At 48.2% G+C, this 13,135-nt stretch carries 14 protein-coding genes and 1 other annotated feature; of the genes, 1 reads left to right on the forward strand and 13 read right to left on the reverse strand.

Annotation, left to right across the window (positions count from 1 at the left end; all coding sequences use genetic code 11):
* Positions 1–42: 42 nt before the first annotated feature.
* The 5 genes from RQP52_RS20570 to RQP52_RS20590 all read right to left on the reverse strand — a co-directional run bounded on the left by RQP52_RS20570 (position 43) and on the right by RQP52_RS20590 (position 5,347).
* A complete protein-coding gene (locus RQP52_RS20570) occupies positions 43–1,488 on the reverse strand; it encodes a LysM peptidoglycan-binding domain-containing protein (protein ID WP_315953599.1) in 1,446 nt (481 codons plus the stop codon).
* 189 nt (positions 1,489–1,677) lie between these two features.
* Positions 1,678–2,541 (reverse strand): prephenate dehydratase, encoded by an 864-nt coding sequence (gene pheA, locus RQP52_RS20575; RefSeq protein ID WP_315953600.1) that lies wholly within the window; start codon positions 2,539–2,541, stop codon positions 1,678–1,680.
* Positions 2,538–3,515 (reverse strand): homoserine kinase, encoded by a 978-nt coding sequence (gene thrB / locus RQP52_RS20580; protein WP_315953601.1) that lies wholly within the window; start codon positions 3,513–3,515, stop codon positions 2,538–2,540. The genes pheA and thrB overlap by 4 nt, the downstream gene beginning before the upstream one ends.
* Before the next feature lie 27 nt (positions 3,516–3,542).
* Positions 3,543–4,829, reverse strand: a complete 1,287-nt coding sequence (locus RQP52_RS20585; protein ID WP_315953602.1) for a homoserine dehydrogenase — start codon at positions 4,827–4,829, stop codon at positions 3,543–3,545.
* A gap of 35 nt (positions 4,830–4,864) precedes the next feature.
* On the reverse strand, positions 4,865–5,347 hold the full coding sequence (locus RQP52_RS20590) for an ACT domain-containing protein (protein ID WP_246069137.1): 483 nt from the start codon (positions 5,345–5,347) through the stop codon (positions 4,865–4,867).
* A gap of 166 nt (positions 5,348–5,513) precedes the next feature.
* Here RQP52_RS20590 and RQP52_RS20595 point away from each other — a divergent pair, with 166 nt between their 5' ends.
* The gene (locus RQP52_RS20595; RefSeq protein WP_315953603.1) at positions 5,514–6,023 is read left to right on the forward strand and encodes an NUDIX hydrolase; all 510 of its coding nucleotides are present in this window, start codon (positions 5,514–5,516) and stop codon (positions 6,021–6,023) included.
* A 43-nt stretch (positions 6,024–6,066) separates the two neighbouring features.
* On the opposite strand, the gene RQP52_RS20600 is transcribed toward RQP52_RS20595, so the two are convergent.
* From RQP52_RS20600 to RQP52_RS20635, 8 genes are all read right to left on the reverse strand, one after another.
* Positions 6,067–7,092 (reverse strand): C40 family peptidase, encoded by a 1,026-nt coding sequence (locus tag RQP52_RS20600; RefSeq protein ID WP_315953604.1) that lies wholly within the window; start codon positions 7,090–7,092, stop codon positions 6,067–6,069.
* 183 nt (positions 7,093–7,275) lie between these two features.
* Positions 7,276–8,349 carry an anthranilate phosphoribosyltransferase gene (locus RQP52_RS20605; RefSeq protein ID WP_315953605.1) on the reverse strand — a complete coding sequence of 358 codons (1,074 nt, stop codon included), beginning with the start codon at positions 8,347–8,349 and terminating at the stop codon, positions 7,276–7,278.
* Positions 8,350–8,525: 176 nt separating this feature from the next.
* Positions 8,526–9,827, reverse strand: a complete 1,302-nt coding sequence (obgE, locus tag RQP52_RS20610) for a GTPase ObgE (protein ID WP_315953606.1) — start codon at positions 9,825–9,827, stop codon at positions 8,526–8,528.
* Positions 9,828–9,881: 54 nt separating this feature from the next.
* Positions 9,882–10,637 carry a Spo0B domain-containing protein gene (locus RQP52_RS20615; protein ID WP_315953607.1) on the reverse strand — a complete coding sequence of 252 codons (756 nt, stop codon included), beginning with the start codon at positions 10,635–10,637 and terminating at the stop codon, positions 9,882–9,884.
* Positions 10,638–10,825: 188 nt separating this feature from the next.
* Positions 10,826–11,137: a 50S ribosomal protein L27 gene (gene rpmA, locus RQP52_RS20620; RefSeq protein ID WP_145661470.1), complete on the reverse strand. Its 312-nt coding sequence runs from the start codon at positions 11,135–11,137 to the stop codon at positions 10,826–10,828.
* 4 nt (positions 11,138–11,141) lie between these two features.
* Positions 11,142–11,495, reverse strand: coding sequence for a ribosomal-processing cysteine protease Prp (locus tag RQP52_RS20625; RefSeq protein ID WP_315953608.1), 354 nt, complete (start codon positions 11,493–11,495; stop codon positions 11,142–11,144).
* An 11-nt stretch (positions 11,496–11,506) separates the two neighbouring features.
* Complete coding sequence (gene rplU / locus RQP52_RS20630) at positions 11,507–11,818, reverse strand: 50S ribosomal protein L21 (RefSeq protein WP_127455312.1); 312 nt, start codon at positions 11,816–11,818, stop codon at positions 11,507–11,509.
* Between the two features lie 12 nt (positions 11,819–11,830).
* Positions 11,831–11,918, reverse strand: a sequence feature (ribosomal protein L21 leader region).
* Between the two features lie 53 nt (positions 11,919–11,971).
* Positions 11,972–13,135 (reverse strand): Rne/Rng family ribonuclease, encoded by a 1,164-nt coding sequence (locus RQP52_RS20635; protein ID WP_315953609.1) that lies wholly within the window; start codon positions 13,133–13,135, stop codon positions 11,972–11,974.

Consider the following 13,135-nt stretch of genomic DNA (forward strand, 5'->3'; position numbering starts at 1 on the left):
TCCCAATCCACGAACTGTGGACTTAGGAGGCTTCTTTGTTATTCAGAAATTAATCCAAGGAACATTTGGTCTGGTTTCCTGCGACTCTAAGACGGCTCTTTGCTGACGTCTTACGAAGGCATTGAGCGCGTCTGTTCCAGTCAATTTCGCTTTTTTGGAGGAGCCGCCGCTGTTTTTGGATTTCGCCTGCTTGTTAGTGCGAATATCGATTTCTACGACTTCATCTTTGTCGCTCTCTTTCGTAAGTTCATGCGTATGAACTTGCGGCATCATAGGCGACTCGAAAGGCGCTTGATAGTGAGCTCCAGCATAAGGGATTCCATAAGGACCCGGTTGAAAAGCAAACGGATTATGCCCGGACTGCCCCATGTCAAAAGGAGTTCCTTGCGGATATTGGTCAGGCATGTAAGGCATGTTAGGCATAGACGACATAGTCTGCATGTCAGCCATGTTCGGCATAAATGGCATTGTGTTCATGTCAGCCACATTCGGCATTGATGGCATCATGTTCATATCAGCCATGTTCGGCATTGATGGCATTGTGTTCATATCAGCCATGTTCGGCATTGATGGCATGCCATGATGGTAACCATGATGCTGCCCTTCCCATGGATTTCCTAATGGGCCAGTAGCAAATCCTTCTGGTCCTGTCATCCATGGCTGCTCCATGATGGCAGGACCCCCACAGCCGCACCCCTCGTTGCTCACAGGGAACGTGGGCATCTGAGCGTGGTGAGGCGCTTGCTGCCATGGCTGCTGTTGATACGGCATAAATGCTGGATGAGCTGCTGCTTCTTGCTGGTTAGCCTCTGGATAAGCGAATACTTCCGTCGCAGTAATATGAAACTGCTTGAAAGGATGAGTAGCTGGCTGCTCGTATGGTTCCTGCAGCGCAATATCCTCTGGCTCTCCACTTGGCACCTCAGGCATCAAAGTCTGCTCTGGCGCAGGTGCAGAAACAGCAGGCATTGGTTGCATCGGCATTGGCATTGGCATTGGTTGCATGGCCTCTGGCATCGTTTCTTCCGGAACCGGGATATATGGCGGCGGACTCGCATCGCTCGGCGTCATCGGCTGTGCCTCTGGCATATGATCGAAAGGCATCGTCGACACTTTTGAAGGGGTATGATGCGTCATGTCCGCAGCTCCATGTTGCATTTTGGGAACAAATACAACTTCCCCTGTCATAAGTACGTTGGGATTCTTCAGCTGAGGATTAGCCGCAATCATCGCCTGCAGAGGTACATCCCAGGCTTTTCCAAGCTTCCATAAGCTGTCTCCCTGCTGAACAATGTGCTTGTAAACGAACTCTGACGCAGGTGGATCAACCGGCTTCGGTTTGGAAGGAATCTTCACCTTCATGCCGATGTCCAGCACATTGGGGTCTGCAATTTGCGGGTTGATCGCAATGATCTGATCCAATGTACTATGATATTTTTTTGCAAGCTCGTACAGGGTATCTCCCTTTTTGACAATATGGATTTTCAACACCTTACCTCCTTTTTTCGTTAGAAAAAACTGGCTTTGGAAGCTTACTCTCAAGCAATTTTTCATAAACCCTGCTAGCTAAGCCACCTACATATTCACAATGATATTACATCTTATGCACGTTTCTAGGCTTTTGCCCCTCTCGGACAAAAAAAATCCCCCGCGCTAGAGAGCCGGAGGATCTTTGAGTTAATTCTTATAGGGATAGCTAGGATAACAACCTAATATGCGGACCTGACATCCAATCGCTTCAATTTCTTGAATCGCCGACGGGAGCAGAACGGAGTCCAAAGAGCCCGCTATATCAATGTAAAAATAATAAGTGCCTAATTTTTTCTTCGTTGGCTTGGACTCAATTTTGGAAAGATTGATTCTCCGCCATGCGAAGGCTGAGAGCACCTGGTGAAGAGCGCCCGGATAATCTTCCGGCAGCGTGACGAGAATCGTCGTCTTCATGTCTTCCGAGGGTTTCAACTCGGAAGCTTCCTTGCCGACCAGCAAGAAACGCGTCATGTTGTCTTTGTGGTCCTGGATTTCTTTTTGAAGCATAGGCACGCCATAGTTCGTAGAAGCAATGGCCGTTCCTATGGCTGCAACCGAAGGATCCTGAAGAGAAGAAACAATTCGCACTCCTTCTGCCGTAGAACTGACTTGTTCAAATTCCGCTCCGCTTAAATATTGCTTCATAAAACGGCTGCACTGTGCAGGCACAACGTGATGAGACAGCACCTTGCGGATATATCCGAATGGATTCGACTCATCCGCTCTCCCCTCAGGACCAGAGTACCCGATGAGATTCATATCAATGGGAAACACCCATTCCGCCCGAATCGGAAGATCCACTTCGTGAACAAGCCAGTCCACATGCAGATGGACCGAGCCTTCCAGTGTATTTTCGATTGGAATAACGCCCAGATCCGTTTCACCGGACGACGTCGCGTTGAATACTTCGGAAATTAACTTATAAGAAACGTAGGTGAAGTCCTCGCCCAAAAAATGGCGGGTAGCCTCTTCCGAAAAAGTGCTGGGTCCAAGAATCGCGACTCGCTTCATGCATGAACCTCCTTGTCTACGAAGGACTGGAGATCCCCGTCGTTTTCCTGCAGCGCAGTCGTTGTTACCCCTTCACGGCTTGGCATTAGCCACAACGTCTGTGCCTCGATACCTTCTTTAGCCAGCGTCTCTTTCAGAAATCCTTCCAACTCCGCCTTGCGGCCGCTTCGCTGGTCCACTAGTGCAAGCATAGTTGGCCCCGCTCCGCTAAGCGCAACCCCAAGCGCGCCGTGATTCTCGGCTTGCTCTAGCAGCGTCTTCATGCCGGGAATGAGAGGCGCACGGTATGGCTGATGCAGCGCGTCCTTCATGGCATGACGGATCATCCCCAGGTTGCCTGTGATTAGCGCGGCAACAAGCAGCGATGAGTGGCTGAGGTTGAACACCGCATCCTTCATGGCTACCTGCTTCGGCATAACGCCTCTCGCCTTCTCTGTAGCCAGTTGGAAGGCTGGGATTGCCACCAGCACCTCCAAGTTCGGGTCCGGCTCGATCCGAATGGATTCCGCCTTCTCTCCGTCCCAGAACGCAACCACGATGCCGCCAAAAAGGCTTGCTCCTACATTGTCTGGGTGCTTCTCGAGGCGGCTTGCAATTTGGAACAGCTCATATTCTGTGAGCTTATTGCCAATCAATGCATTGGCTCCGGCCAGGGCGCCAACAATCGCTGACGCGCTGCTGCCCAGTCCGCGGGTTAGTGGGATATCGCTGTACATCGAGATGTACAGTTCCGGGTGGGAGACGCCGGCTTCTTGAAACACCATTTGCGCGACTTTATAAATGAGGTTCGTCTTGTCCGTCGGAATCCCGTGCATTTGATCACCGATCAAATCAATCGTGGTTTGCTCCGAGATGGCCATATCAATCCAGGCATATAAATTCAAGGCCATCCCCAGTGAGTCAAAGCCAGGACCTAAGTTTGCCGTACTTGCCGGCACTTTCACTCTTACCTTTTGCACTGCCTTATAACTCATTTCGAAATTGCGCCTCTTTTCAATAGATTAGCCTTCAACGCGGTAGACGCTTTTGATGGCGTGAATAACGTCCATGGATTCAAACTGTTTCAGTACATTTTTCATGCTGGCTTGGTTGGCGTCATGGGTAATGATGATAATTTCAGCTTTCGGGTTGTGCTTATTCGGATGCTGGAAGACGGATTCCAAGCTGACTTCATGCTCAGCAAAAATTTGTGTAATTTGTGCAAGAACACCCGCTTTATCCTCAACGTGCAAAAGAATGAAGTTTTTGCATGCAATTTGCTCATCTGTTTTCAGCTTCTTCTCCTTGTAAGGGGCAAGCACCCTGCGTCCACTCACTCCAAGCTTCAAGTTCTGGACAACGGCAACCAAATCCGCTACAACAGATGTTGCTGTAGGCAGCTCGCCTGCGCCGGCTCCGTAAAACATTGTCTCGCCAACCGCTTCGCCCGTCACGTACACGGCATTGAACACGCCGTTTACGGAAGCAAGCGGGTGGGAGCTCTTCACCATCGTAGGCTGAACGCTCACGGAGATATGCCCGTCATGATTTTCAGCAATACCAAGCAGCTTCACTTCGTACCCTAATTTCTTGCCGTATTGGATGTCTTCTTTTGTTACTTTAGAAATTCCTTTTGCTTCAACATCGCTAAGGCTAACATTGGCATGGAAGCCAAGTGTGGATAGAATCGTCATCTTGCGGGCAGCATCAAGACCTTCAACGTCGGAAGTCGGATCAGCCTCTGCATAACCAAGCGCTTGGGCTTCTTTCAGCACATCAGCGTAAGCAGCGCCTTCTTGGCTCATTTTAGTTAAAATATAGTTCGTTGTTCCGTTAACAATCCCCATGATCTTCGTAATACGGTCAGAGGAGAAGCCCTCTACAAGTGCACGAATAATCGGAATACCGCCGGCAACACTTGCTTCATAGAAAACGTCGCATCCGTGCTCAGCTGCTTTTGCCAAAATTTCAGCGCCATGCATCGCCATGAGATCCTTATTCGCCGTCACAATGTGCTTTCCATTGCCAAGAGCCGTTAGAATATGATCTTTCGTAGCGGAAACGCCGCCCATCACTTCAACAACAACATCAATTTCGCTATCGCTGATGACGTCCCAAACATTCTCCGTCAGCTTGTCCGCGTCTACGGTAATGTTGCGAAGCTTTGATTTATCTTGCACCAAAATTTTGGCAATTTCGATCGCAGAGCCTGTCTGACGGTGTAAATCCTCTTGATGACCTTCAATAATACGTACGACACCTGTTCCAACTGTGCCTAGTCCCAGTAATCCAACCTTGATCGGTTTCATTTCGTTTGTCCTCCCGAATAGTAATATGTTTTATCTTAACTGCCCTGACCGATAATCATGGCACGCTTGACTCCTTCTTGCGATTGCAGCCGATCCAAAATTTGACGAATCTCTTCCCCCATCGTTGAGGTTTCAACCGAAATGACTACATTGGCCATCCCTTGCAGTGGAATCGTCTGATGAATCGTAAGCACATTCCCTTCCAAATTAGCGATAAGCGCAAGAACGCGGGACAAAATCCCTGACCGATGCTCCAAATCCATCGATATCGTTACGATACGCTCTCTTTCCAGCTTATTTAGCGAATGAATGCCATCCTTGTACTTATAAAAAGCGCTTCGGCTGAGCCCAACCTGTTCAACGGCATCATGAATCGTCTTCACTTCACCCCGAGCGAGCAGCTCTTTGGCCTGTACCGTCTTCAGTACACCTTCTGGCAAAATATCTTCCCGGACTAAGTAGTACCTCTCAGGACCGGTGTGCTTGATCGTTTGTAAAAACTCTTTGCTTTCCGGCACGACCTTACCGTCCTCTCTAGAAAGACTATTGTTTACCTATAGAGGACATTATATCGAATCACGAGGTCTGAAGCAATAGGCAAATTACTCTGAAACTAGCTTCTTTGCAGGAGCTAGTTTACTTGTGCTAAGCTGAGTGTACTAGAAAAAGAAAGGGATCGCCACCATGATTACATTGCGTATGATGTCTACCGCTCTCCTATGGAACAGCCGGAATGAATTGCTAATGATGAAACGCTCTTTAACGCGTACACTGTCCCCTGGACTGTGGGCCGCTATCGGGGGCCATTTAGAGCCAGATGAACTGAACAACCCGCGTGCCGCGTGCTTACGTGAAATATGGGAGGAAACTGGCATAGAACACGATGAAATTCAAGGACTTCGCTTGCAGTATATTTTACTGCGTTTGAATGGACAAGAAGTTCGGCAGCAGTTTTTCTACGTCGGCTCCACCGATGTAAATCCCCGTATCACGACCCCTGAAGGTGAGCTGCACTGGGTTCCGAAAGATCTTGTTCTTGAACGTCCTCTTCCATTTATTTTCCGCAATTTGCTGGAGCATTATTTAGATGTTGGACCTACAACAACTCCCTGGATCGGCTCTGCTGGCGTAAACGAACAAAGTCATTTACCAACCATTCATTGGCATCCATTCGTTGATCCTATGGAAGTATAAAAAAAGCAGACTTCGAGTAGAATCGAAGTCTGCTTTTTGACATTTAAAGGGCACTGCCGCCATATAAGAAGCGGTACTCCCAGTGACGATTTTCAAAGGAATCAATGCGAACGCCGCCGCTTTCTTTCGAATATGTCGATAAAATCTGCCCATTACCTAAGTATATGGCCACGTGTGAGATTGTTTGTTTCGATTTATCAATACCACTGTAATTCGACTTGCTTGTCCCTTTGTAATCCATGAAGAACATCAGATCGCCGGGTTTCAAATCATGCCAATCGGTTTTGGCGTTACCAAGCGATTTCACATAACTCCCTTGCCCTCTGGAATCGCCTGGCAGTTTTAAGCCAATGCCGTCCAAGAAAGCTTGACGAACGAAGTCAGAGCAGTCAAACGTATTGGTATTATCACGGCTAGAACCATATTCATAAGGTGTTCCTAAGTATTTTTTACCGGCAGCAATCACTTTTTGCGCTTTTTCACTGACGGAGCCGCCGCTTGTACCACCGTTATTGTTTGAATCGCCCGGCGGTGTTACGCCTGAAGTTTTAATGTATTTGGAATCAGTGCTTACATAACCTTCCTGACCATCGGATGCTCGTACTTTGTACCAATAACTGTTCACTTTGGACAAGATGGTCACTTTCTCGCCTGCCTTCAAGTAACGAATACGTGCTGCATCCGTACTTGCACCTTGGCGGAAACTGACGGAGCTTACGATTTGTCCGGTTGTCGCTGACCCGCTGTTATTGTCGGAATCATCCGGCGTTGTCACGCTAGACGTTTTTATGTATTTGGAATCGGTGCTTACATAACCTTCCTTGCCGTCGGACGCTCTTACTTTGTACCAATAACTATTCACTTTGGACAAGATGGCCACTTTCTCGCCTGCCTTCAAGTAGCGAATACGTGCAGCATCCGTACTTGCACCTTGGCGGAAACTGACGGAGCTTACGATTTGTCCGGTTGTGGTTGTCGTAGCAGCCGAAGCTTCTTTGACCATAGGAACGGTAACTGCGCCGAAAATAAGTGCTGGAACCAGCGCTAGGGTGAGTATTTGTTTTTTCATGATGTATGCCTCCTTAGCGTTCTGCTTTTCACGTTGTGCACCGGCTTTCGTGATCTTGCTTGTGCCAGGTTGTCCGGCACCGAAAGCGTTGCCTCTTATATCATTTCGCAGGGGGAAGCTTGTTTCAGAGGGTAGAAATAAAAAAAAGACCATTTTTGCCGAATTAACCGCATAATGGTCTTTTTATCCAATTTTTGAAGAGGACTCATTGTGAGGAAAATCTTGCAGTGTGAAACGATGACTCTGATCCACCCATTTCTGCATCACCTTCTGAGCTTCTCTCCTTTGCAGCAAAGATTCCGCTAATTGAAAACCTTCCTCATAACTTCCCACCTTATCGAACCATGTCAACCTCAATCCTGCATTAAAAATAACGTGATCACGCTCCCGCTTCAGCTCTTCGGAATTCTCACCGCCAATAATACGGCGCAGCGACGAGAGCTGTTCAGCCTTGTCCATGGGCTGCAGGGGTCCGCTCAGAAAGCCGAATTTCTGCGGTTCCACCACGCGCGACTCGTCTCCCCAAGGGGTAACGATGCGGATCGTGCTGTTTTGGTAAATCGGCAAATCTTCAGAGCCCTCTATACCGTTCACCAGATAAATACTTTGTACGCCCGATCTCATAGAAATAGGAATGAGCGACTCCATCGTTTTCCGCTGATTGACGCCAATAATCATATTCATGGACTGTACAGGATTCATTACTTTCTCAATCATATCGATTACTGTACGCAGCCCGATCTGCTCACGAACCTGTTTCAACTTTCCAAGCGGTGGACAGAGTTGATCGGTATGCAGGAATCCAATGTGCAAGTGAAACAACATGGTTTCCCAAGCCTTGGCCGATAAATCCATAGCAACGCCGAAGCTTTCCAAAATTTCTTGCATGGCTGTTCCCTGTCTTGACGGGAGAGAATCGCCTCCATGCAGCACTTGGGAGAAACCTACTGAGGCAAGCAAGAGACTAACAGGTAGTGTAACGGGAAAAAATTGGCGGCCTTCCGTAGGGCCTGCACAATTAAGCGAATCCGCAAATGGATGATAAGGTTGGGCATAGCTGCGGAAAACGTCAATAAATGCCCTCATTTCTTCATCAGCTTCACCTTTCATGCAAAGCGCCATCAAGAAAGCTGCACATTGCGCGTCTGTAGAATCTCCTCTGGCCATTTCATGCGCTGCTTCCAAAGCTTCTTCGTACGTGAGATCGCGCGTGCTTCCCTGCTGGCCCGAGCCGATCGCTTGAATCCATCTTTTCATCGTTCATCCTCCTTCCTATTAAAGCCTCCGGCCCTTCATTAATGTCATGTTTAATAACATAAACATTATTAATACAAGGAAATCGTAATACTTTCCAATTTATATGTCAAGTATTATGACATTAATTGGGGCTTCTATAACAAAAAAACACCCATCCCAAAGGATGAGTGTTCCCATTAACTCTTTTCATCAAATTCAAAATCAAAATCACCGATCTGAATCGTCTGCCCATGCACAGCGCCCCGGCTGCGCAAATCTTGATCGATCCCCATGTTCCGCAAAATGCGGGCGAATCGAGCGACGCCATCCTGCGTGCTGAAGTTCGTACGTTTGATCAACTTCTCAATCGAAGGGCTTTCGATCACGAAGACATCGTTTACGCGACGAATCGTGTAATCATTCTCTTCTTGTTTCTCGAAGCGATACACCTTACGCTCTTCTTTCTCTGCTACGCCCTCCACTTCAGGAGCTTGCGGAATGCTCTCTACGATGTCAGAAATCTTATACAGAAGCTCCTGCACGCCACCTCGTGTTAAAGCGGAGATTGGATACACCTCGAACTCTTTGCCATCGGCAGCAAGCTGTTCCTTGAACAAGGTAAGATTGTCCTCGGACTCCGGCATGTCCATTTTATTAGCAACAACGATTTGCGGGCGCTGCTCCAATTTAGCGTTATACAGCTTTATTTCCTCATTGATCATCAGGAAATCTTGATAAGGATCGCGTCCATCCGCTGCGGACATGTCCACAACATGCACGATAACTCGCGTCCGTTCTACGTGACGCAGGAACTCATGCCCAAGGCCCACACCTTCGTGCGCGCCTTCGATCAAACCGGGAAGGTCCGCCATGACGAAGCTGCGTCCGTCACCGACATCGACAACCCCAAGATTCGGGGTAAGGGTTGTAAAGTGGTACGCTGCGATTTTGGGCTTCGCCGCAGAAACGACCGACAGCAGCGTAGATTTCCCTACGCTAGGGAAACCGACTAGGCCGACGTCCGCCATCACTTTCATCTCCAGCACAACCCAGCGCTCTACACCTTCCTCGCCGTTCTCGGCAATCTCCGGCGCCGTGATGCGCTGCGTGACGAAACGCGTGTTGCCTCGACCGCCGCGGCCGCCTTTGGCCACAACGACTTCCTGGCCATGGCGCGTCAAGTCTGCGATGATTTCTTGCGTATCATCGTCAATCACGGTTGTGCCCGGCGGGATGCGAACGATCATGTCCTCCGCGTTAGCGCCGTGCATCGATTTATTGCGGCCCTTCTCGCCGCGATCCGCCTTAAAATGCTTCTGATAGCGGAAATCCATTAGCGTACGCAACCCTTCGTCGACGCGAAAAATCACATCGCCGCCATTGCCTCCGTCACCACCGGCTGGACCGCCTTCCGGCACATATTTCTCACGTCGGAACGCAACTAAACCATCGCCGCCGTCGCCGCCTTTTACAAAAACCTTCGCTTTATCTACAAACATTTCTACACCTCAACTAAGATGAGACTTTGGTCAATGAAGTCCAAGGTCCCTCTATTATGTAAGAAACGGCAGTCGTACCGTGATAACCGCTTCTTCCTCTTGCCAATCGCTATTCTCAAGTGAAGATGAATGGGCATGGGAGCGCAACATTTCCTTCACTGCGATTTCCAACTGGTCCCTGCGATAGGGACCTTGATATACGAAATCAAGCAGTAAGCCATCTTCTTGAAGCTCGAATTCCAAGCTTAGTTTGCCGCTCTCATCGTCACTTGTTGCCGCATGCGCCTGCACGCATTCAGCCGTTTGCCTGACTAATCTTTCAATCAGTCCGCTTCGCAAAGGAAGCTGTCCCAAATTTATCTCTTCGTCTAAGGCAACTTCGAGCTCTAAGGACTTTGACTGCACTCGGAACAACAGCAAGTAAGCAATTAAAGAGGGGATACCCAGCTTGGATAGATTGCTTTCCTGCTGCATATTCATTTTTATTTTTTCCATATAAGGCTGTAAATTATCAAACTTCTTCAACTGAATATAACCAAATAAAATCTGGGTATCGTTCATCCAATCATGACGCAATCGGTTGATGACCTGTATCAAATTCCTCTGAGCAAGCTCTTCCTGCTCCCGAAGTTCTTGGTGCCGTTTCTCTTGAACGCTGCTTTCCTGCAATTTAAAAGCCGTGTAACCGCAAATGACGATGATTAGGAGTAATGCCACCCTGACAATCCAGGGTTCTAGAAATAACATTCCCGTTAACCCAATGAGCACAAGTGCCAATAAATAAACCTGTGCGCTGCTCACTCGTTTCATTCCTCGTCCGCTCCGTTCTCCCTGCTTTGTAACCGTTTATCCAGTATAGCATGGCCATCTTGCAAACGTCACCAAACAAATGAGAAAACCTCTGCCCTTGGCCATCCATAATGACTGACCGCGTTTAGAGGTTATCTTCATATTAGGAAAAAATCCCTGACGGGCTTATCGCTCGCCAGGGATTCTCATTACGCTTCTAGAGCTGCAGCCACAGGAGCTACATCAACTGGGTATACACTCACTTTTTTGCGATCGCGTCCAAAACGCTCGAATTTCACTACGCCTTGTACTAGAGCGAAAAGTGTATCATCCGAACCAATGCCCACGTTCGTTCCTGGGTGAATTTTCGTACCGCGTTGGCGATAGAGAATGCTTCCTGCAGTTACCGTTTGACCGTCTGCACGTTTAGCGCCAAGGCGCTTAGAGTGGGAGTCACGTCCGTTCTTTGTGGAACCTACACCCTTCTTGGAAGCGAAAAACTGGAGATCCAATTTCAACATGATGTTATCCTCCTTCGTTATAGATTGTTTCAATCGTTATATAGTCACCGTAATTGTCTGCAATGGTTTCTAGCATGACGACCATCGATTCCAGAATCACTTGGATCTGGTTCCATTTCTCCGGTACTGTCCGAGCGCTGTCTGGTATCGTAATATCCATAAAGCCCCGTTCCATCTCGTGAATAGGAATAACTCCCGTTAAGGATTCAATCGAATTATATGTACCGAACGTTACCGCCGATACTGCAGCACAGACTAAGTCTTTGCCTGGTACGTCAAATTCAGCATGGCCTTCCACTACAAAAGATACAATTTGAGGTGAATCCGGTACTAGACGCTTTATGGTCACGTAGATCATAAGCTCGCCTCTTACGCTTGGATTTTCTCAACTACAACTCTTGTGTATGGTTGACGATGACCTTGCTTTTTGTGGTAGTTCTTTTTCGGTTTGTACTTATACACGATAACTTTCGCGCCTTTGCCGTGTTTCTCCACTTTCGCGGAAACTGCAGCACCGGATACCAATGGAGCACCTACAACTACGCCGCTCTCTTTGGATACCATAAGCACACGATCAAAAGAAACAACTTCACCTTCAGCTGCGTTCAATTTCTCGATGTAAAGAACATCGCCCTCTTGAACTTTGTACTGTTTACCACCTGTTTCAATAATTGCGTACATTTTCATGACCTCCTCATGTCTCAGACTCGCCTTGTCCAGGTGACGGTCCGGATGAATATCCAACCGTACTTCAACCCGTTTCGTGCGGTTACAGCATGCCTAAACAACACACTCCGAGTATTATATCACAGAAACATTTTCATATGCAATGTTTTATTTGCGTTTTCGCGTCATTTCCAGCAAGCCTAGCTTCGTCCAGCCAACGATTATCGTTTTGGAACGATCCTTGCGCACAGCCTGCGTAATGTTCTCCATAACCGCCGCGCGGTTGACTTCCGAAATCATATCAATAAAATCAACGATAATAATGCCTCTAATATTCCGCAGGCGCAGAAGCCTTGGAATCTCACTTGCCGCTTCACGATTAATATCGGTGACTGTCTGTTCCAAGTTAATCGATCCGGTATATCTGCCTGTGTTCACATCAATAACCGTCAGCGCTTCGGTCTGATCGATGATCAAGTAGCCGCCGCTCGGCAGCCAAATCTTCCTTCTAAAACTTACATTCAACTCTTCCGTTACGCCAAAATGATCGAACAGCGGAGTCTTCCGGTCGTAGAAAGCGATTCTCCCCCGCCAACTCGGGTGCTGCTTGCGAAGCAGCTGTCTCATCTCTTCGAACACTTTGGAGTCATTCAGCCAAACTTCATTCACTTCCGAAGTAATAACGTCACGGGCTAAGCGCGGCAAGAGATCCAGATCTTGATAAAGCTGCGCCGGAGCTTCCGCTCCTAATGCTTTGGATTGAATCATCTGCCACAATTCTCGCAAATTTTGCAAATCGTCGCGGATCGCTTCTTCGCTTTGGCCAAGAGAACCTGTCCGAAGGATAACCCCTTCGCCAGGGAGCAAATTGCCTTCTGCCAGCTGCTTGAGGCGCTGCCTTTCGGCTTCTAAGTCAATTTTACGGGAAATTGCGATGTAGTCGGCACCTGGCATGTACACAATCCAGCGGCCAGGAATAGAAACATGTGTCGTTACTCTTGCACCTTTGGTCCCTTGCGGATCTTTGGACACTTGTACCATAAGCAGTTGCCCAACTTCAGCAAGCTCCGTTATTGAGGGTTTAATCTTAGGTTGCTTGTCCAAATGGACAGGGAGGAGATCGTCTATATAAAGAAAGGCATTTTTCGCAAGTCCAATATCGACAAATGCCGCCTGCATGCCGGGAAGTACATTGACGATGCGACCCATGTAGATGCTGCCTGCTCTTTGGGAATCAAGCGGATACTGCGAATCATACTCAACAAGGCGACCTTCTTCCAGCAATGCCGCTTGTGTAAGCTCCGGTGCGCAGTGAATTATAAGTTGCTTCAT

Source organism: Paenibacillus violae (genome assembly GCF_032461945.1).
GTDB classification, from domain to species: Bacteria; Bacillota; Bacilli; order Paenibacillales; family NBRC-103111; genus Paenibacillus_E; species Paenibacillus_E violae.